We start from the raw sequence: 20,158 nt of genomic DNA on the forward strand, positions 1-20,158 counted from the left end.
TCCGCGGGGTGGTCGTTGCCCGGGCCTCCCGCCGGACATCCGCCCGGCGCGGATCACTCTAACGGCGCAGCGCGGTGGTCGGGGCCGATGCGGAGGACGTGCCCGGCCCAGTTTTCGCGCAGCCGCCGGTCGTGCGTGGCGGCGACGATCGCGCCCGGGCTGGTTCGGAGAGCCTCCTCGAGTTCGTCGCACAGCGTGGGGGAGAGGTGGTTGGTCGGTTCGTCGAGCAGCAGCAGATGCGGCGGGTCGGCGATGAGCAGCGCGAGCGCGAGGCGGCGGCGTTGCCCGACGGACAGTTCGCCGACCGGGCGGGAAGCCTCGCGACGGGTCAGCAGCCCCAACGAGTTCAGCGGGACCGCGGCGGCGCGTTCGGGGCCCAGCGCGGCGAGGTAGGCGCCGCGGGCGGTGCGCTGCGGGCGGGCGAAAGTGGTGTCCTGGCTGAGGATTCCGGTGCTTATGCCGGGTTTGCGGGTGATGCCGTTCGCGTCGAGGGCACCGGCCAGGAGGAGAAGGAGCGTGGACTTTCCCGCGCCGTTCGGGCCGGTGACCAGCAGCCGGGTGTCCGGCCGGATCTCCAGACGATCGACGGAAAGCCGGTCTGGCAGGTGCACCTTGTCCAGCATGGCAAGGGTTTCCCGCGGATTTTCGACCGCCAGCGCCTGCGGGCGGAACCGGAGCGGCGGCGGTGGCGCGGGAAGCTGGGTGCGTTCCCGCTCGTCCAGCCGTCGCGCGGTCGCCCGGACCCGGCGGGAGATCTGGTTCTGCACCCGGCCGGACCTGCGGCCGAGGCCCATTTTCTCGTTGTCCGGCGCGAGACGGCCCGGCGCGACCCGATGCGTGGTGACGCCGAGCGCGTCGCGCAGTTCCTCCAGCTCTTCCTGCTCTTCGGCGTAGTGCCGCTCCCAGCGCTCGCGTTCGGCGCGTTTCCAGCTGAGGTATTCGGTGTAGCTGCCGCCGTGGCGCACCGGACCGTCCGGGGCCGGGTCGAGGTCGAGAATGTCGGTGCACACCGCGTCGAGGAACGCCCGGTCGTGGCTGGCGAACACCGCCGCGCCGGGCAGTTCGCGCAGCTGGGCTTCGAGAAACGCGGCGGCTTCGGCGTCGAGGTGGTTGGTCGGTTCGTCGAGCAGCACCGCCGACGGACGTCGGACCAGCAGCCCGGCGAGCGCGAGCCGTCCGCGCTGACCGCCGGAAAGGGAACCGAGCGTGCGCTCGCGTTCGATCTCGGCGAGCCCCAGCCCGGCGAGCACGATTTCCGCGCGCCGGTCCGCGTCCCACGCCTCGTGGTGCTGCGCTTGGTCGAGCAATTCGGCGTACTCGGCCAGCAATCCGGCATCTTCCGGTGCTTCGGCGAGCAGGGCGGAGACCCGGTCGAGTTGGGTCAGCACTTCGCGGGCCGCGGCGAGGGCCTGGTCGAGGACATCGGCGACCGTCTCGGCCGGGTCGAACGGCATTTCCTGGTGCAGGAAACCCAGATCCGGCGGTCGTTCGACCTCGCCGCGATCCGGCGCGTCCACGCCCGCGAGCACTCGCAACAGGGTCGATTTCCCGGTGCCGTTCTCGCCGATCACCCCGATCCGGCGGCCGGGGGCGGCGGTGACCGACACTCCGTCGAGCACGCGCCGTCCCCCGAGCACCCGCACGATCTCGTGCGCGCGCAGGGCGGTCATTCTGTGATCCCGGCCGTTTCGCGAAGCTGGCCGTTGTCCAGCCGCAGCCAGCGGTCGACGCCGATCTCGGCCAGGAACCGCTCGTCGTGGCTGACCACCACGAACGCGCCCTGGTAGGCGTTCAGCGCGCTCTCCAGCTGGCCGGCGCTGACCAGGTCGAGGTTGTTCGTCGGCTCGTCGAGCAGCAGCAGTTGCGGTGCGGGCTCGGCGAACAGGACGCACGCGAGCGTCGCGCGCAGCCGTTCGCCGCCGGACAGCACCCCGACCGGCAGGTGCGCCCGCGTGCCGCGGAACAGGAAGCGCGCCAGCAGATTCATCCGGTCCGCGGGCAGCATTTCGGGTGCGGCGTCAGCGAGATTTTCCGCGACCGTGCGTTCAGCGTCCAGCAAATCGAGCCGCTGCGACAGATACGCGATCCGCCCGTCCGCACGGCTGATCTCGCCCGCGTCCGGCGTGAGAGTGCCGTGCATCAGCCGCAACAACGTTGATTTCCCGACCCCGTTCGGTCCGGTGAGCGCGATCCTTTCCGGACCCCGGACCGACAGATCCGCACCCTCGCCCGCGAACAGCCCGCGCACCCGAAGATGCTTGCCGGCAAATAACGTCCGCCCAGCCGGTACCGCCGTTTTCGGCAGTTCCAGGCTGATCTTCTGATCCTCGCGCAACGATCGTTCCGCCTGGTCAAGCTTGGCCTTCGCCGCACTGACCCGCGCCGCGTGCGTGCCGTCCGCCTTCGCCGCGGACTCCTGTGCGTTGCGCTTCATCGTGCCCGCGAAGATCTTCGGCAGACCAGCGCTGGACAGATTGCGCTGCGCGTTGCTGGCCCGTTTCGCCGCGCGTTCCCGGGCTTGCTGCATTTCGCGCTTCTCGCGTTTGACCTCTTGTTCGGCGTTGCGGATATTCTTCTCCGCGACCTCCCGTTCGGCTTGCACCGCTTGGTCGTATTCGGTGAAATTGCCGCCGTAGAACCGGATTTCGTCCGCGCCCAGTTCGGCGATCCGGTCCATCCGATCGAGCAGCGCGCGGTCGTGGCTCACCACGAGCAGGCAGCCGGACCAGTCGGAAAGCACCCCGTAGAGCTGCTGGCGGGCGGTGTGGTCGAGGTTGTTGGTGGGCTCGTCGAGCAGCAGGACGTCCGGGCCGCGCAGCAGCTGCGCGGCGAGGCCGAGCGAGACGACCTGGCCGCCGCTGAGCGTGCCGAGCAGCCGGTCGAGCGCGAGATCGCCGAGCCCGAGCCGGTCCAGTTGCGCCCGGGTGCGGTCCTCGATGTCCCAGTCCGCGCCGATGGCGGTGAAGTGCTCCTCGGCCGCGTCGCCGCCCTCGACGGCAGTGATGGCCTTGAGAATCGCGTCGATGCCGAGCACCTCCGCGACCGTGCGATCCGCGGTGAGCGGCAGGTCCTGCGGGAGATATCCGAGCACGCCGTCGACGGTGACACTGCCTGCGGACGGTTTGAGCTGCCCGGCGATCAGCTTCAGGAGCGTCGACTTCCCGGCCCCGTTGGGCGCGACGAGCCCGGTCCGGCCGACCGGGAAGGTGGCCGAGAGCTGGTCGAAAACGACGGTGTCGTCGGGCCAGGAGAAGGAGATCGCGGACAGGACGATGCGGAGATCGGACATGGTGAGGCCTCGCGGTGAATCGGCAGAGGGGTGCCTCTGCTGGTGTTGGTGTGGACGACTGAGGTGGGGCCATCCGCGACCAGCCCATGCCCGACCTGGTTGGCGGCGCGCTCGCGCCTGCCTGGGGTCGGTTGCCTCGCGGTCCGTGGGTCTCCTGGCGTACGCCGCCTGACCTGCACGGGAAACCTCCACGCGCGGCAGCGGGCCGCGCAGGGATCAGCGAGGGGCCGGTGCCGTCCTGGCCCGTGCCCCGGGCTCACCCGGAGATGTCGTCTTCACCTGCCACGATGGAAATCCTCTTGATCAAGTCTGCGGTCCGCGAGCCAGGATACCAGGAACCGGGCAACGCGCATCCGAATTCCACAGTGGACGGACGGCGGTTCAGAACGTCTGCCCGAGCCGCTCCAGCAGCGGCGCCGCCTTCTTCAGCACCGCCAGCTCCTCTGGTGAGAACCCCGACCCGAGAGACTCCGCGAACTGACGCATCCGGGCGTCGCGGCGAGCCCGCAGGACCTCGCTGCCTTCGGGGGTCAGGGACACGATCATCTGCCGTCCGTCGGCGGGATCGGGGGTGCGGATGACGAAGCCGCGCGCGGACAGGCCGCTGATGGTCGTGCTCATCGCCTGCGGGGTGATCTGCTCGGCACGCGCCAGCGCGGCGGTGGTGGCCGGGCCGTCGCGGTCCAGACGGGACAGCGCGGACCGTTCCGGCAGGGACAGTTCGGCCGTGACCTGGCTCTGGCGCAGCCTGCGGGCGATCAGGCTGACCGCGCCGTACAGCGTCACGGCCAGTTCGTCGGGGGCGGACATGGGAAGAGGCTAGAGCAGGTACTCCCTGACGGCGGAGAGGTCGCCCGCGTCGGAGATCAGGCCGATATAGCCGTCCGGGCGGAGCAGGACCAGGGTGCGGTCGGCCGGGGAGTACGCGCGGGCCAGGTGGCCGGAGGAGTCGGCGATCTCGTCGTCGGCGGCAGGCTCGGCGACGACGTGGAAGGTGCGGACGGAAGAGTCGAACCGGGGGCCGAAGTTCACCAGGGTGAACTGTCCGCCGCGGGTGAGGTCGAACAGGCGGCGTTCGCCGGTCGTGGTGGTGAGGCCGGGGGCGTCGGGGGCGCGGTCGCCCGCTCGGAGCTGGGCGGACTCGCCGCGGTCGTCGCGGGACAGGACGGAACCGCGGTAGTTGACGCTGAGCTGGGTCGTGTCCCGGTCGCTGCGGATGGGGATGCTCTTCTGCTCGGCGGCTTCGGCCAGCCGCGCGGCCGACAGCCGCAGCACGCCGGCGGCGATCGGGCGGCGTTCGGACTCGTAGGTGTCCAGCAGTTCCGGTGTTCCGGCGGCGAGTTTCCAGCCCAGGTTGTGCGCGTCTTGGATGCCGGTGTTCACGCCCTGGCCGCCCGCGGGGGAGTGCACGTGTGCCGCGTCGCCGGCGAGGAACACGCGGCCCACGCGGTATCGCTCGGCCAAACGGGTGTTGGAGCGCCACACCGACGTCCATTCCGGATCGTGCAGGCGGATGTCGGTGCGGCCGCTTCGCCGGTCGAAGATCGTTTGCAGGGTGGCGAGATCGAGGCCGGTTTCGCCGCCGATGGGCGCTTGGTACTGGAACAGCCCGGTGGACGGCAGCGGGCAGAGGCTGACGAAACCCTCCTGGCAGCGCCACATGTGCCAGGCGCCGCGGTCGAGACCGTCGACGGCCACGTCGGCGACGATCATCCGGATCCGCTCGTCCGTCTCGCCTTCGAACGCGATCCCGGCTTGTTTGCGGACGACGCCGCGGCCGCCGTCGCAGCCGACCAGCCACTGTGCGCGGACGGTTTCGGTCTGGTCGCCGGTGCGCAGTACCGCCGTCACGGCGTCGGCGGATTGGTCGAAACTCTCGAGCGCGGCACCGAATTCGACCGTGCCGCCGAGTTCGGCCAGTCGCAGGCCGAGGGTTTCTTCGACGCGCCATTGCGGGGTGATAACCGATGCCGGGTAAGGAACATCGGGACGCTCCTCGTAGGTCGGGCCGCCGCTCGTCCGGCCGTCGGGGTCGATCAGCAGGATCGGCATCGCCGACCGGCCGTTGGCGAGAATGCGGTCGATGACGCCGAGGTCGTCGAACACTTCGAGGCTGCGCGGCTGCAGGCCCTTGCCGCGCGAGCCCGGGCGCGGGCCTGGGGCCGCTTCGACCAGCCGGAACCCGACGCCGCGCCGAGCGAGTTCGCAGGCCAGCGTCAGCCCGGTCGGGCCCGCGCCGACGATCAGGACCGGCAAATCCGGCGTGGACAGATTTGTGCTCGGCATTGTCAACCCCCTGGCTCCGAACAACTCCTGTCCGCCAGAGTAGGGAAACTTGCTAAGAAAGGCAAAACTTTCTATCGTGGGCGGAGTGGCCCCTGAAACCGTGCGCCGCCGCCGTGGCGAGCAGCTGGAATCCGCGTTGCTGGCCGCCGGGTGGGACGAACTGGTCGAAGCCGGGTACGCACGGCTGACCATGGAATCGGTCGCCGTCCGCGCCCGGACGAGCGAGGCCGTGCTCTATCGGCGGTGGGCCAACAAGGACGAGCTCGTGCTGGCGGCGATGCGGCGGCACCGCGACGACCATCCGATCGCGATGCCCGACACCGGGAGTTTGCGCGGCGATCTGCTCGCGTACCTGACCGCGGCGAGCGAATCCCTGGCCGGATTCTTCGCCATCGCGGCCGCCGCCGCTATCTCCGGACTGTCGGCGCATACCGGTGCCACTCCTGGTCAGATCCGGGACAGGATCATCGGCGACCGGCTGCTCCCGCGAGACATCTACGCGCGCGCCCACGCCCGCGGCGAGATCGACCTGACGCGCCTTTCCGGCACGGTGCTCGAAATGCCGTTCCAGTTGATGCGGCACGACCTGCTGCTGGACCTCGCCCCGCTCCGGCCCGCGCGGATCCGGTCGATCGTCGACGAGCTTTTCCTGCCGCTCGTCCAGTCGCCTGCAGGAGTTAAAGACTTAACTCCTAGTCGGGAAAACAAGCCGCGACCGAAGTCCGGCGACCTTTTCCGGTCGATTCGCTGGGTGCGGCGCAAGCGGATCGAGGAATGGAGCCGCACCCGCGGCCTGACCTTCGAACAGGCCATGGTGCTCGGCTACCTGGAGCGGCAGCCTGGCGCCATCCAGCGAGACGTCGCCGAGATGAGCCACACGACGCCCGCGAACGTTTCCCTGCTGCTGAAGGGGCTCGAACGCCGCGGGCTGGTCGAGCGCCGCACGGAGGGCGGGCGCAAGCGCGTTTACGCCACGGAAGCCGGGCTCGATCTGGTCGCCGGGCTTGACGCGGTGCTGGCCGAGGCTGACGAGATGGTCTTCGCTCCGCTTGACCGGGACGAGCGGGACAAACTGGAGGCGATGGTGGCCAAGATCGACGCGCACCTGCCCGGGGGCTCGTGAGCGGCGAGAGCCGGGGTTGCCGCTCACGAGCCCTGAACGCGCGCCCTTCGGCGGGGTGGGGTCGGCTTTGGTGCGGCAGGGCTGGCTCGCAGGCCCGTGCCAGTGCGCAGCGAAGCGTCCCGGCTCGGCCTTGCCCGCGATGCCAGCCGCACCGCGAGCCCCTGCTCACCTTCGCAACCGCCGCAGATTGCGTTTCCCCAGCACCGTCAGCACCGGCTTCGTCGCCAGCCATTCCCCGAACCGGTACTCGTTCGCGGGCACCAGCCGTTCCGCCAGGTCCGGCCGGTGCCGCCGCAGGTAGTGGCGTGCTTTCTCCGCGTGCAGCGGATTCGAGACGATCTTGATCCGGTCCGCGTCCTCGATCAGCGGCACCGCGCCGAGCACGTTCTCCCACGTCGACCGGCTCTCGGTCTCCAGCGTCAACGGACCCTGATAGCCGTGCTCCCGCGCGTACCGTGCCATCAGCTCGGCCTCCGTCTCCGGGCCGCCGACGGCTCCGCCGCACAGCACCAGCCTCGACGGCCCCGGCGCCTGGGAACGTACTGCCGCCCGCACTCGCCAGCGGTTCACGAAATTGGCCCGCGACCCGCGGTTGCGGTAGCCGAGCACGACCACTGCCTCGCCGGTGCCCGACGTCCCCGGGCGGCCGCCCATCGCGCGGCGCGAGGACCGCCAGTGTTCCCATTCGGCCCAGCCGAACAGCAGGACGAAAAACATGATCGAACGGCGCGGCACTCACCCGATCCTACCATTGTCCACAAAGGACAGGCCGGGACGAGGGAAGACGCACGTCTGGAACTTGTTGATCCGCGAAGGTACTGTCACACGAACCGCTACGTCGCCGTCCGGTAGTCGGGAGGAGCAGTGTCGCTCGGAGGGATACCGTCGCAGGGCTCCGCCGTCCTGCGGCCGCCGATCGCCGATTCGTGGCGCCGGTCCCGGCTGTTCGGCGTGGAGCCGGAGCTGGACCGGGCCGCGATTTCGATCGCCGAGGTCGATCCGCGCAGCAGGCTGATGACCGCCGCCCGCCCGGTGCTGGACCAGCTCGTCGAGCAGCTGACCGGCACCCGCTTCTCCATCCTGCTCGCCGACCGCGACTGCCGTCTCGTCTTCCGCTGGTTCGGCGACCGCGGCTTGCAGCACCGGCTGGAGGAGCTCGGCGTGCTGCACGGTTCGCAGCTGAGCGAGGGCCGGGTCGGCACGAACGCGCTGGGCACGCCGCACGAATCGCGCCAGGCGGTGGAAATCCACGGACAGGAGCACTACGTCGACGCGTTGAAGCGGTTCAGCTGCTACGGCCATCCGATCCGGCATCCGCTCACCGGGCGGATCGAGGGCGTCCTCGACATCACCGGCGAAAGCGACAGCAGCAACCCGCTTTTCGGGCCGCTGGTGAAACGCGTCGTCGGCGACATCGAACAGCTCGTGCTGGAGAGTGCCCGCGCCTGCGAACGACGGCTGTTCCTCGCGTTCCAGCAGGCCACGCACCACCGCAGTGTGCCGGTCGCGGTGCTCGGCGGCGATCTGGTGTTCGCCAACGAAGCCTGCATCGAACAGCTTCGCCCCGCCGATCCGACCCTGCTGCGCACGTTGTTGCCGCAAGTGCCGGAACGCGGAGTATTCGACACTCGCCTCGATGTGGGTGACGGAATCAGCCTTTCGGTCGTAGCCGAACGCGTTGAGGGTTCGACGGACGGTGCCGTCTTCCGTATCGCGAAGAGCCCGAGCAGCAGCCGAAAACCGGCCCCCGCCGCGACAAAACCAGCACGCTCGGTCCTGGTCACCGGCGAATCGGGAACTGGCCGGACCGCTCAAGCCCGCGCGCGAGCCGGGGTGGACGATCCGGTCGTCCTGCACGCCGCCGCCGCGCTGCGCGAGGAACCGCGAGCCTGGGCAACGAGGTTCGCCGACCTCGTCGCCCAGCCGCGCACCGCCGTCGTCCTGGACGACGTTCACCTTCTTCCGGAGAGCCTGCTCCCGTTGGTCGGCGAGGCACTCGACAACCCCGGATCGGCCCGGTTGCTGCTCACTTCGGTCCCGTCGGACGCGATGTCGCCAGCCGTCGCGGCGATCGCCGCGAGATGCGCGGAAACCGTCACCCTCGCTCCGCTGCGCGAGCGCCTCGACGACCTGCCCGCGATCGCCGTGGCGATGCTCCGCGACGAATATCCGGACCGGAAACCGCACTTCACCGGCACCGCGCTGGCCGCGCTGCGCACGCATCCGTGGCCGGGCAACCTGCACGAGCTGCGCGCGGTGATGCGGGAAGTGTCCCGCCTTCCCTACACGGGGGTGATCGACCTCGCGCAGCTGCCGCCCGCGTACCGCGGCAGTTCGCGCACGAGGCAGCTCGGCGGGCGCGAACTCGCCGAACGGAACGCGATCGTCACGGCGCTGCGCGCCAGCGAAGGCAACAAGCTGCGCGCGGCCCGCGAACTCGGGATCAGCCGCACCACGCTCTATCGCCGCATGCAGGCGCTGGGCGTGACCGACGACTGTCCACTTCTGTAACACTTCGCCCCCGGCCCGCCGGGTGACGATGACCTCCGTCACAACGAAGTGAGGAGGCGCCAGGTGACCGCAACGGTGGAATTCCCCCTGCACACCCAGGTCCGGGAGTTCGTGTCCGGCCCGCTGGAGCTGCTGATCGGCGGGCGCTGGGTCCCGGCCGCGTCGGGCCGCACGTTCCCGACCTACGACCCGGCCACCGGGGAGAAGATCGCCGAGGTCGCGCACGGCGAGGCCGAGGACGTCAACCGCGCCGTCGCCGCCGCGCGCAAGGCGTTCGACGAGGGCCCGTGGGCCGCGATGAAGCCGAACGAGCGCGAACGGCTGATCTGGCGCATCGGCGATCTGCTGTCCGAGCGGGCGGAGATCTTCGGCCAGCTGGAAGCGCTCGACAACGGCAAGTCCGCGGCGATCGCGACCGCCGTGGACACCGGCTGGGCCGCCGACGTCTTCCGGTACTACGCGGGCTGGGCGACCAAGATCGAAGGCAGCACGGTGAACGTGTCGATGCCGTTCGCGCCGGACGCGCAGTTCCACGCCTACACGCTGCGCGAGCCGGTCGGCGTGTGCGGGCAGATCATCCCGTGGAACTTCCCGCTGCTGATGGCCGCGTGGAAGATCGCGCCGGCGCTAGCCGCGGGCAACACCGTGGTGCTCAAGCCTGCCGAACAGACGCCGCTGACCGCGTTGCTGCTCGGCAAGCTGTTCGAGGAAGCCGGCTTCCCGCCCGGCGTGGTCAACATCGTCACCGGTTTCGGCGACGCCGGAGCCGCGCTGGCCGCGCACGACGGCGTGGACAAGGTCGCGTTCACCGGCTCGACCGAGGTGGGCAAGAAGATCGTCCAGGCGGCGAGCGGAAACCTGAAGAAGGTTTCCCTGGAGCTGGGCGGGAAGAGCCCGAACGTGGTGTTCGCCGACGCCGATCTCGACCTCGCGGTGCCCGGTTCGGTCAACGCGTGGATGTTCAACCACGGCCAGTGCTGCGTCGCCGGAACGCGGCTGTACGTGGAGGACACGATCTTCGAGGAGTTCACCCAGGCGGTCGCGGAGGCGGCGAGCCAGGTGAAGATCGGGCCGGGCCTCGACCCGGAAACCCAGCTGGGCCCGATGGTTTCCCAAGAGCAGTTCGACCGCGTTTCGCGCTATCTCGGCGAAGGTCTCGCCGACGGCGCCCGCGCGCTCACCGGCGGAAAACGCTGGGGCGACACCGGATACTTCATCGAGCCGACCGTTTTCGTTGACGTAAAACCGGAATTCAGCATCGTCCGGGAAGAAATCTTCGGCCCCGTGGTGGCGGCCATGCCGTTCAACGCCGAAGCCGGCGTGGCGGCCGCGGCCAACAACAGCGAGTACGGACTGGCCGCCGGGGTCTGGACACGCGACGTCGCGAAGGCGCACCGTACTGCGAAGGAACTGAAGGCAGGCTCGGTGTGGGTCAACCAGTACAACGGCTTCGACACGGCGATGCCGTTCGGCGGCTACAAACAGTCCGGCTGGGGCCGGGAACTGGGCGCGGCCGCGCTCGACCTCTACACGCAGACCAAGTCCGTGAACATCGCGCTGTGATCCGCCCGCTCGAACAAAGGAGTTCCCGATGAAGACGAAAGCAGCGGTCGTCTACGAGGTGGGCAAGCCGATCGAGGTGGTCGAGCTCGACCTCGAAGGCCCCGGCGAGGGCGAGGTGCTGATCCGGTACACCCACGCCGGGCTGTGCCATTCGGACGTGCACATCGCGCACGGCGACCTGGAGGCCCGGCTGCCGATGGTGCTCGGCCACGAGGGCGCGGGCATCATCGAGGACGTCGGCCCCGGCGTCACCCGGGTCAAGCCGGGCGACCACGTGGTGTGCTCGTTCATCCCGAACTGCGGCGTGTGCCGCTGGTGCGCCACCGGGCAGCAGGCGATCTGCGACATGGGCGCCACGATCCTCGAGGGCTACCTGCCGGGCGAGCGGTTCCCGTTCAGCGGCCCCGGCCCGGTCAAGGAATACGGCGCGATGTGCATGCTCGGCACGTTCAGCCAGTACTCGACCATCCACCAGAACTCGGTCGTGAAGGTCGACGACGACCTTCCGCTCGACAAGGCGGTGCTCGTCGGCTGCGGCGTCCCGACCGGATGGGGTTCGGCGGTCAACGCGGCGAACGTCCGGCCGGGCGAGACGGTCATCGTGTCCGGTGTCGGCGGCATCGGCATCAACGCGGTGCAGGGCGCGCGCTACGCCGGCGCGAAGAACGTGATCGCGCTGGACCCGCTGGAGAACAAGCGGGAAAAGGCGATGGAACTCGGCGCGACGCACGCGGTCGCGACGCCGGAGGAGGCGGCCGAGCTGGCGCAGTCGTTCACCAACGGCAACGGCGCGGACAAGACGATCGTCACCGCGGGCATCGTCACCGAGGAGATCGTGACCGGCGCGTTCAACGCCACCGGCAAGGGCGGCACGATCGTGCTGACCGGGCTGAACAAGCTGTCGGTCAACAACGTCAACCTCCCCGGTTCGATCCTGACGCTGTTCAAGAAGACGGTGAAGGGCAGCCTGTTCGGCGACTGCAACCCGACCACGGACATCCCGAAGATCCTCGGGCTGTACCAGAGCGGGGACCTGAAGCTGGACGAGATCATCACCCGCACGTACCGCCTGGAAGAGGTCAACCAGGGGTACGACGATCTGCTGGAGGGCCGGAACGTGCGCGGCGTGCTGGTCCACGACGCGCCGTGACGGCTTTGTCGGCGGACTGCGGGCCGGTTTCCGGTCCGCAGTCCGCGGTTCCCCTCCTGGCCGCGGACGTGGTCGGCCGCCGCCGCGAGATCGAACTGCTGCTGGCCGGTCTCGACTGCGGTGCGCACGTCGTGCTCGAAGGCCCGCCGGGCACCGGCAAAACCACGCTCTTGCGCGCCGTCGCGGAGGCTGGCGGCTCGCCGTTCGTGTTCGTGGAAGGCAACGCCGAACTGACGCCCGCCCGGCTGGTCGGACAGTTCGATCCTTCGCGGGTACTGGCGGAAGGCTACGTGCCGGAGACCTTTGTGGACGGTCCGCTGATCGAGGCACTGCGCACCGGCGGCCTGCTGTACGTCGAGGAGGTCAACCGGATCCCGGAGGAGACGCTCAACGTCCTGATCACCGTCATGTCCGAAGCCGAACTGCACGTCCCACGCCTGGGCCGGGTACGGGCGGCCGACGGGTTTCGCCTGGTAGCCGCGATGAATCCGTTCGACGCCGTCGGCACCGCACGGATCTCGTCGGCGATTTACGACCGGGTCTGCCGGATCGTGATGGGCTACCAAAGCCAAGCCGAGGAGAGCGACATCGTCGCCCGGCGCGGCCCGTCGGTACCTGCCGAATGGCGTGACCAAGTCGTGGATCTGGTACGCCGCACGCGCGAACATGCCGACGTCCGGGTGGGTTCGTCAGTACGCGGCGCGATCGACGTGGTGCGACTGGCAGTTTCGCTGGCCCGCATCCGCGGCGGCTCGGCAACAGACTGGCGGATCGGCCACGACGCCGCGATGGCCGCCTTGTCCGGCCGCATCGGCCTGCACGAATCTAGCGGCCGCACCGCGGAATCAGTGATCGACGAACTGTATGTGGCAGTCTTCGGAACGGAATCTCCGCCGCAGGATTCGGAAAGCGGTGACCCGCCGGGGGAAGCCTGAGCCCGCCGCCGGCGGGCCCCCAGCAACAACAACGACCACCCCGTCCAGGTTCGGCGCGCAGCAGCACCACGCCGCGCTCCGAACTGTCCCGCAACGGCCGTTTCGCGGAAATCTCGCCCGAGGTCGGCACCTTGGACGAGGAAGCGTTCAGCGCGGTGTTCCGCGAGGACGCGGACGAGGCCATGGCTCTGCTGGTCGAGATGAGCAAAGCCACCGACGAATCCTTGCGCGCGGCGGCGCGACAATTGGCCCGCCGCTTGATGATCGACGTCGCACGACGCGGAGTAGCGCGGGGCCGAGGCGTAGGAAAGCTGCGCCGAGACCGAGCCGACCGAGGCGGCGAACTCGACCTGGACAGATCGCTGCCCGCACTGGTAGACGCGGCAGCAGTCGGTGGGGTCCCCGCACTGGACGACCTCGTGGCACGCCGGTGGGCACGGCCAGAATTGGCTCTGTGCCTGGTAATTGACACGAGCGGTTCCATGACCGGCGCACGCTTGGCCGCAGCCGCGCTCACCGCCGCGGCCTGCTCGTGGCGAGCACCGGTCGAGCACGCAGTGGTGTCGTTCGCCCGGACAGCGGAGGTCATCCGCCCGCTGCGGTCTTCCCGCTCTCAAGCTGCGGTCGTGGAATCGGTACTGTCGCTGCGAGGACACGGAGTCACGGCATTGTCGGCGGCCTTGCGCAAGGCGAACGAGCAACTGGCCCCCTCGCGCGCGGCCCGGAAAACGGTTCTCCTGTTGTCAGACTGCCGGGCCACCGACGATGAAGACCCGCTGCCCGCCGCCCGCGCGTGCGAAGAGCTGTTGATCCTGGCCCCCGCGGAGGACTGCGAGGAAGCCGAACGCTTCGCCCGCGAATCCGGCGCCCGATGGCATCCGCTCAGCGGTGCCGCAGCCGCCCCCGCCGCCCTGGCCACACTGCTGGACCGTCCGTGAGGGGACCCCTGAGAGACCGCTGCCGTACGTGAGGGGCCCGTTCACGGACATGGATTCCCTCAAGGAGCCCTTCACGGACTACCCACCACCCGGCCTACCACGCCGCACCCGATGTGGCATTCGTTGCGTCCAATGCACCCAACGCCACACCGGGGCCGCTAACGAGCCCTCAACCAGCACCCGCGAACCCAACGAGACCACGCTCCCAAGCCCCGCGCACTTCCCCAACCCGCGACCGACGCACCCAACCATCGGTGCACCCACACCACCCCCGCACCCCGATACGAAGCCTTCCTGCGGTCTGAGGGTGGTTGTCAAGGCATCTTTCCCGCCTTGACAACCACCCTCAGACCGTCAGCACAATTCAGCTTCGGGGCGCCCCACCGCACGACCCGGCGCAATGTCGCCGCCAGGCGACGAGCAGCCCCTCAACCCCCCTCAGGCTCCCCAACAAGCACCTCATCAGCGAACCCAGCCGCCAAAGCCCGCAACCCGGCATCCAAATACACCGTCAAATCGGCATCCGCCCGAGCCGACCACCGCTCATAAGCCGCCCGGCACGTGGCCAGCACCGCCCGCCCCACCGCGAGCGGATACAACGAATCCTCGACCTGCCCAGTCCGCCGAGCCACGAAACTGATCACAGCCCGTTCCCAAGCGTCGTAATGCCGCGTCGCACTAGCCGCCAACTCCGCCACCGTGCTGAGCAGATTCATCCGCATCCGCAACTCCGGAACGTCCTCGGCCCGGTAATGATTGGCAGCCAGCACCGCCCGCCGGACCGCTTCCATGACCGGAATATCGTCCGGCACCTCGGCGAGCAGCTCCCGGATCGTGTCCACCTCGGAGTCGAACTCGTTCCACAGCACGTCCGACTTCGCGTCGTAGTACCGGAAGAACGTCCGCCGGCTGACTCCGGCCGCGGCCGCGATCTGGTCCACTGTCGTCTCGTGGAACCCCTGCTCGGTGAACAGCCGCAGCGCGATCTCCTCCAGTTGCCGCGCACTGGTGCCCCGAGGACGGCCCCGCCGGGGCCGGGGCCGGTCCTCGCCAGGTTCGCCGACCGGTTCAGCAGGCATGCCTCCCCCTCCCGCGGACGCTTCTGTCACCGGGTGACACTACTCGGTCGCGGACATCGAGCGGCACCTGCGGCCCGCCGCGAGACCGTCCAGCGCGATCCACAATGGACTGTCGAATTCCCGAAGAATGCGCGCTCCGGGGTGGTAAGTCCGGAATAAACCGCAGATACCGATTCGCCGAGTGGCATTCGCCGATTGCCACTCGAAAGAGGGACGTTATGGACAGTGGACAAGTCTGTTGCGCCAGGTGTCAGATGTGAAGATCCTGCCGCAAAGCAGAATCGAGGATCCGATGAGTGAGGCAGTTGCTCGCCCGACCTCAACCGCCGCCGAGGGGATCGCCGATCCCGGTCCGCTCGGCCTGGCCGGCTTCGCCGCCACCACCTTCGTGCTGAGCGCGGTCAACGCCGGACTGATTCCCAAGGCCGTCGAACCGGTCGTCCTGCCGCTGGCGTTGTTCTACGGCGGACTGGCCCAGTTGCTCGCCGGGATGTGGGAATTCCGCAAGAACAACACCTTCGGTGCGACCGCGTTCGGCACCTTCGGCGCGTTCTGGCTGGCTTTCGCCTTCTACGTCTGGCAGTTCGCGGCGAAAATCCCGCCCGCCAACGCGGCGACCGCGACCGGGATGTTCCTGTTGGTGTTCACTATTTTCACCGGCTACATGATGATCGCGTCGCTGCGCACGAATGCCGTCCTCATCGGGGTTTTCGTCCTGTTGTTCCTGACCTTCCTTTTCCTCACCATCGGCGAACTGGGCGGCGCGGAAGGCGCGGGCAAGATCGGCGGCTGGCTCGGACTGGCCACCGCGGTGGTCGCCTGGTACGGCTCGTTCGCGGTCGTCACCAACGCCACCGCGGGCCGCACGCTGCTGCCGATCGGGCCGATCGGCAAGCGCTAACGCTCCGCGAGAGACAGCGGGGACTAGCGGTCAGTGAGGCGCTAGGGCCGGGGTTACTCCGGCCGGTCCTCGCCGCGCACCCACGAGTCGAGCACGATCAGGGTGCGCGTGCTCGTGATCCGGTGGCTGCGCCGCAGCTCGTCGATCGTGCTCTGCAGATGCGCCATGTCGCGGCTGCGCAGCCACACCACCGCGTCCGGGTCGCCGGCGATGGTGAACACCGCCTGCGCCTCCGGGATCCGCGTGGTGGTCTCGACGATCTCGGCGACGTTCGTGCTGCCGAAGAACCTCAGCTGCGCGAACGCCTCGATGCCCCAGCCCAGCTTCGCGTGGTTGACCTGCACGGTGAAGCCGGTGATCACGCCCTTGTCCCGGAGCCGGTCGACGCGCCGCTTCACCGCCGCGGTCGAGAGCGACACGCGCGCGGCGATGTCCGAGAACGTGCGCCGGGCGTCCTCGCGGAGCAACGCGATGATCTCGTGGTCGGTCGCGTCCAGCAGTTCTTCGGCCATGAGCGGCATCGTACGCAACAGATCTGCCCGATCCGCCCTCTCGCGCGTCATCCTTTGCGTCCTTGCCACTACAGTGGCCGGGCACGTTGCGCCGGATCCAGGCGTCGGGTGAGGTGGCTCACGTCCCAACGGCGGGTGCCCGCCGGCTGATGGCGTGCGGAAGGGAAGTGCGGATGAACGCCTTCACGTTGGAAGACCGGTACGTGCGCGAAGCGGGCACCGTCTACTTGACCGGGGTGCAGGCGCTGGTGCGCGTCCTGCTCGACCGGATCCGGCTGGACCGGCGGAACGGCGCGGATTCGGCCGCCTTCGTGTCGGGGTACCAGGGTTCGCCGCTCGGCGGGTTCGACCTGGAGCTGGCGCGGCGGTCGGCTTTGCTCGCCGAGCACGCCATCGTGCACAAGCCGGGCGTCAACGAGGAACTCGGCGCGACCGCGGTCATGGGCAGCCAGCTCGCCGCCCGGGCGGGCACGATGCGACCCGACGGCGTGGTCGGCATGTGGTACGGCAAAGCCCCGGGCCTGGACCGGGCCACCGACGCGCTGCGGCACGCGAACCTCGCCGGCACCGATCCGCGCGGGGGCGCGGTCGCGCTGGTCGGCGACGACCCGAACGCGAAATCCTCGACCATCCCGTGTGCGTCCGAGCACGCGCTCGCCGACCTCGCGATGCCGGTGTTCTTCCCGGCCGATTCGCAGGACGTGCTGGAGCACGGCAGGCACGCCGTCGAACTTTCCCGCGCGAGCGGGCTGTGGTCGTCGATGAAGATCGTCGCGAACGTCGCCGACTCCGGCGGCACCGCGGTGGTCGATTCGGAATGGACCGCGCCGGAAATGCCCGAGGGCGCGTACAAGCACCAGCCGAACAGCCGGCTGCTCGGGCCGGAGCTGATCACGCTCGAGCACAGCCTGCACCGCGTCCGGCTGCCGCTCGCGATGGACTACGTGCGGGCCAGCGGAATCAACCGGATCGTCCGGTCCGGACCGGGAGACCGGATCGGCATCGTCACCGCCGGGAAGTCCTATTTGGACCTTCGGCAGGCGTTGCGGATGCTCGGCCTCGACGAAGCCGAGCTGTCCCGCTACGGCATCCGGCTGCTGAAGCTCGGCGTCGTGTACCCCGTCGAACCCGGCATCATCAAGGAATTCGCCGAGGGCCTGGACGAAATCCTGGTGATCGAGGAAAAGCGCGCGCTGGTCGAACCGGCGATCAAGGAGATCCTCTACGGCCGCACCGGCGCGCCGCGCGTGTACGGCAAGTCCGATCAGCACGGCCAGGTGCTGTTCACCGAACTCGGCGAGCTGGACCCGGACCGCATCGCGAGCGGTCTGGCCAAGCGTCTTCCCGACGCGGAACCCGTTGCGGCGTGGAAACAACGGCGTCGCCGCGAGCGTATTTCCGTGCCGCTGCTGGCCCGTACGCCGTACTTCTGCTCCGGTTGCCCGCACAACTCGTCCACCAAGGTTCCGGACGGCACGCTCGTCGGCGCCGGAATCGGCTGCCACACCATGGCTCTGTTCATGGAGCCGGCGCAGGTCGGCGAGGTCGTCGGGCTGACCCAGATGGGCGGCGAGGGCGCGCAGTGGATCGGCATGGCGCCGTTCGTCGAGACGCCGCATCTGATGCAGAACATCGGCGACGGCACGTTCATGCACTCCGGCAGTCTCGCCGTGCGCGCGGCGGTGGCGGCGGGCGTCGACATCACCTACAAGCTGCTCTACAACTCCGCGGTCGCGATGACCGGTGGTCAGGACGCTGTCGGCGGGCTGTCCGTGGAGAAGGTCGCCGCACTGCTGTTGACCGAGGGCGCGGCGAAGGTCGTCATCACATCGGACGCTCCGCGTCGGCTGCGGAAGCGCAAGCTGCCGCGCGGGGTCGAGGTGCGTGACCGGTCAGAACTTCTTCGCACACAAGAAGAACTCGCGAAGCACCGCGGTGTCACGGTGTTGATTCACGAGCAGGAGTGCGCGGCGGAGAAGCGGCGCAAGCGCCGTCGCGGGAAGCAGGAAACGCCTGCGCGCAAGGTGTTCATCAACGAACGCGTCTGCGAAGGCTGCGGCGACTGCGGCGTGAAGTCGAATTGCCTTTCGGTGCAACCGGTCGAGACGGAGTTCGGCCGTAAAACCCAGATCCACCAGGCGTCCTGCAACGTCGACTACTCGTGCCTCGACGGCGACTGCCCGTCGTTCCTGACCGTCGTCCCGACCGGTGAGGTCAAACGGCGGCATCTCGCGCCGATCAGCGCGGACATCCTTCCGGAACCGGCGAAAGCCCGCTCGGACGTCGCCGTGCGGATCACCGGCATCGGCGGCACCGGCGTGGTCACTGTCGCGCAGATCCTCGGTGTCGCCGGGGTTCTCGACGGCAAGCAGGTGCGCACGCTCGACCAGACCGGCCTCGCGCAGAAGGGCGGCGCGGTCGTCTCGGACGTGAAGATCTCCACCGGCGCGGTCGAGCAGGCCCCGAAGCTCGCCAACGGGGAGTGCGACCTCTACCTCGCGTGCGACGCGCTGGTCGCCGCCGACCCGGCGTACCTCGGCGTGGCCGATGCCGAGCGCACGGTCGCCGTAGTGTCCACTTCGGAGGTTCCGACCGGCCGGATGGTGGTGGACAAGGAAGTTTCCTATCCGGACCAGTCCAGCATCCGCGGCGCGCTCGGCGACGCGACCGCCACCGGGCACTACCTCGACGCCCGCGGCCTCGCCGAGCAGATCTTCGGCGACGACCAGTTCGCCAACATCCTCCAACTCGGCGCGGCCTACCAGACCGGGTCGCTGGCCGTCACCGCGGAAAGTCTGGAACAGGCCATCAAGATCAACGGGACCGCGGTGGAGACGAACCTGCAGGCGTTCCGGCGCGGCAGGCAGCTGGTCGCGGACCCGGACGCGCTCAACGCGGAACTTTCCCCGTCGGCGGAGGCGTCGGCTCCGGCCGCGGTCGACGCGGAAGCGGTCCGCCGCGTGCGTGCGCTGGTGCGAGCGGAGGGCGAACTCGCCCGGCTGCTCGACCTGCGCGTCCCGGACCTCATCGCCTACCAGGACGAACGCTACGCCCGGGAGTACGCGGAGTTCGTCGAACGGGTCCGCATCCGGGCCAGCGCTTCGGTGACCGAGGCGGTCGCGCGGAACCTCTACAAGCTCATGGCCTACAAGGACGAGTACGAGGTGGCGCGGCTGTCGCTGGACCCGCAGCTGACCGCGGAAATCGAAGCCCAGTTCGGCGTCGGCACGCGGTTCGCGCACCGGCTGCACCCGCCGGTGCTGCGCGCGCTGGGCATGAACCGCAAGATCAGCCTCGGCGGACGCGGCTTCCGGCCCGCGCTCGCGGCCTTGCGGGCCATGCGCAAACTCCGCGGCACGCGGCTGGACCCGTTCGGCCGCGCGGAGGTCCGGCGGGTCGAGCGGGCGCTGATCGGGGAGTACCGGCAGGCGCTGACGCGCGCGCTCGAGGTGGCCGACCGGGGCGACGCCCGGCTGGTCGAACTGGCCTCGCTGCCGGACTCGGTGCGCGGGTACGAGGACATCAAGCTGGCCAACGTGGCGGCCTACCGGCGGCGGCAGGAGGAACTGCTGCGGGAACTGGAGATGCCGGACTCGGTGCGAGTCGCCACCGCCTGAGGCGGGCGACGCGTCTGAAGGGTGCAGTCGGCGGCGGATTCCGTAGGGAAATACGGCAATCGGAACGGGATCACCTTCGCTGAGCGCTATTCGACGCGGATTACCCGTTCCTCTTCCGGGCGGCACCGGAAACGGCGGGGAGACCGGGGAACCTGGTCTCCCCGCCGTTCCCCTCTTTCGAATCGGGCCGCGCGCGTCCGGAAAGCCCCGTAGGTGTCACACCAACCGGGGGTCCTGGCGGACCTCTCCGGGAG

Annotated in this window: 15 protein-coding genes; 8 read left to right on the top strand and 7 right to left on the bottom strand. The window is 69.3% G+C overall.

Annotated elements, in window-relative coordinates:
* Positions 1-53: 53 nt before the first annotated feature.
* From H5411_RS32050 to H5411_RS32065, 4 genes are all read right to left on the bottom strand, one after another.
* Positions 54-1,670 (bottom strand): ABC-F family ATP-binding cassette domain-containing protein, encoded by a 1,617-nt coding sequence (locus tag H5411_RS32050; protein ID WP_183125980.1) that lies wholly within the window; start codon positions 1,668-1,670, stop codon positions 54-56.
* Positions 1,667-3,289, bottom strand: coding sequence for an ABC-F family ATP-binding cassette domain-containing protein (locus tag H5411_RS32055; RefSeq protein ID WP_183125981.1), 1,623 nt, complete (start codon positions 3,287-3,289; stop codon positions 1,667-1,669). The genes H5411_RS32050 and H5411_RS32055 overlap by 4 nt, the downstream gene beginning before the upstream one ends.
* A 381-nt stretch (positions 3,290-3,670) precedes the next feature.
* Entirely contained in the window at positions 3,671-4,099 is a 429-nt protein-coding gene (locus tag H5411_RS32060; RefSeq protein WP_183125982.1) for a MarR family winged helix-turn-helix transcriptional regulator, read from the bottom strand.
* A gap of 9 nt (positions 4,100-4,108) precedes the next feature.
* The gene (locus H5411_RS32065; RefSeq protein ID WP_183125983.1) at positions 4,109-5,575 is read right to left on the bottom strand and encodes an FAD-dependent oxidoreductase; all 1,467 of its coding nucleotides are present in this window, start codon (positions 5,573-5,575) and stop codon (positions 4,109-4,111) included.
* A gap of 85 nt (positions 5,576-5,660) precedes the next feature.
* Between H5411_RS32065 and H5411_RS47135 the strand changes: the two genes are divergently transcribed.
* Positions 5,661-6,698, top strand: a complete 1,038-nt coding sequence (locus H5411_RS47135; RefSeq protein WP_312878661.1) for a TetR/AcrR family transcriptional regulator C-terminal ligand-binding domain-containing protein — start codon at positions 5,661-5,663, stop codon at positions 6,696-6,698.
* A 165-nt stretch (positions 6,699-6,863) separates the two neighbouring features.
* On the opposite strand, the gene H5411_RS32075 is transcribed toward H5411_RS47135, so the two are convergent.
* Positions 6,864-7,433, bottom strand: a complete 570-nt coding sequence (locus tag H5411_RS32075; RefSeq protein ID WP_312878662.1) for a YdcF family protein — start codon at positions 7,431-7,433, stop codon at positions 6,864-6,866.
* A gap of 129 nt (positions 7,434-7,562) precedes the next feature.
* Between H5411_RS32075 and H5411_RS32080 the strand changes: the two genes are divergently transcribed.
* The 5 genes from H5411_RS32080 (at position 7,563) to H5411_RS32100 (ending at position 13,795) form a co-directional block, all read left to right on the top strand.
* A complete protein-coding gene (locus H5411_RS32080) occupies positions 7,563-9,209 on the top strand; it encodes a sigma-54-dependent Fis family transcriptional regulator (protein ID WP_183125984.1) in 1,647 nt (548 codons plus the stop codon).
* A gap of 63 nt (positions 9,210-9,272) precedes the next feature.
* Positions 9,273-10,772, top strand: a complete 1,500-nt coding sequence (locus H5411_RS32085; protein WP_183125985.1) for an aldehyde dehydrogenase family protein — start codon at positions 9,273-9,275, stop codon at positions 10,770-10,772.
* A gap of 28 nt (positions 10,773-10,800) precedes the next feature.
* Positions 10,801-11,922: an NDMA-dependent alcohol dehydrogenase gene (locus tag H5411_RS32090; protein ID WP_101438302.1), complete on the top strand. Its 1,122-nt coding sequence runs from the start codon at positions 10,801-10,803 to the stop codon at positions 11,920-11,922.
* Positions 11,919-12,857 carry an AAA family ATPase gene (locus tag H5411_RS32095; RefSeq protein ID WP_183125986.1) on the top strand — a complete coding sequence of 313 codons (939 nt, stop codon included), beginning with the start codon at positions 11,919-11,921 and terminating at the stop codon, positions 12,855-12,857. The genes H5411_RS32090 and H5411_RS32095 overlap by 4 nt, the downstream gene beginning before the upstream one ends.
* 131 nt (positions 12,858-12,988) lie before the next feature.
* Positions 12,989-13,795: a vWA domain-containing protein gene (locus H5411_RS32100; protein ID WP_101438304.1), complete on the top strand. Its 807-nt coding sequence runs from the start codon at positions 12,989-12,991 to the stop codon at positions 13,793-13,795.
* Between the two features lie 428 nt (positions 13,796-14,223).
* Here H5411_RS32100 and mftR read toward each other — a convergent pair whose 3' ends face one another.
* A complete protein-coding gene (mftR, locus tag H5411_RS32105; RefSeq protein WP_101438307.1) occupies positions 14,224-14,874 on the bottom strand; it encodes a mycofactocin system transcriptional regulator in 651 nt (216 codons plus the stop codon).
* 292 nt (positions 14,875-15,166) lie between these two features.
* Here mftR and H5411_RS32110 point away from each other — a divergent pair, with 292 nt between their 5' ends.
* Positions 15,167-15,775 (top strand): acetate uptake transporter, encoded by a 609-nt coding sequence (locus H5411_RS32110; protein WP_101441139.1) that lies wholly within the window; start codon positions 15,167-15,169, stop codon positions 15,773-15,775.
* 53 nt (positions 15,776-15,828) lie between these two features.
* Here H5411_RS32110 and H5411_RS32115 read toward each other — a convergent pair whose 3' ends face one another.
* Positions 15,829-16,287 (bottom strand): Lrp/AsnC family transcriptional regulator, encoded by a 459-nt coding sequence (locus tag H5411_RS32115; protein WP_183125987.1) that lies wholly within the window; start codon positions 16,285-16,287, stop codon positions 15,829-15,831.
* A gap of 173 nt (positions 16,288-16,460) precedes the next feature.
* On the opposite strand from H5411_RS32115, the gene H5411_RS32120 reads away from it, so the two are divergent.
* Positions 16,461-19,904 (top strand): indolepyruvate ferredoxin oxidoreductase family protein, encoded by a 3,444-nt coding sequence (locus H5411_RS32120; protein WP_183125988.1) that lies wholly within the window; start codon positions 16,461-16,463, stop codon positions 19,902-19,904.
* The last annotated feature ends 254 nt before the right edge of the window (positions 19,905-20,158 follow it).

This window comes from Amycolatopsis echigonensis (assembly GCF_014174495.1).
GTDB lineage: Bacteria > Actinomycetota > Actinomycetes > Mycobacteriales > Pseudonocardiaceae > Amycolatopsis > Amycolatopsis echigonensis.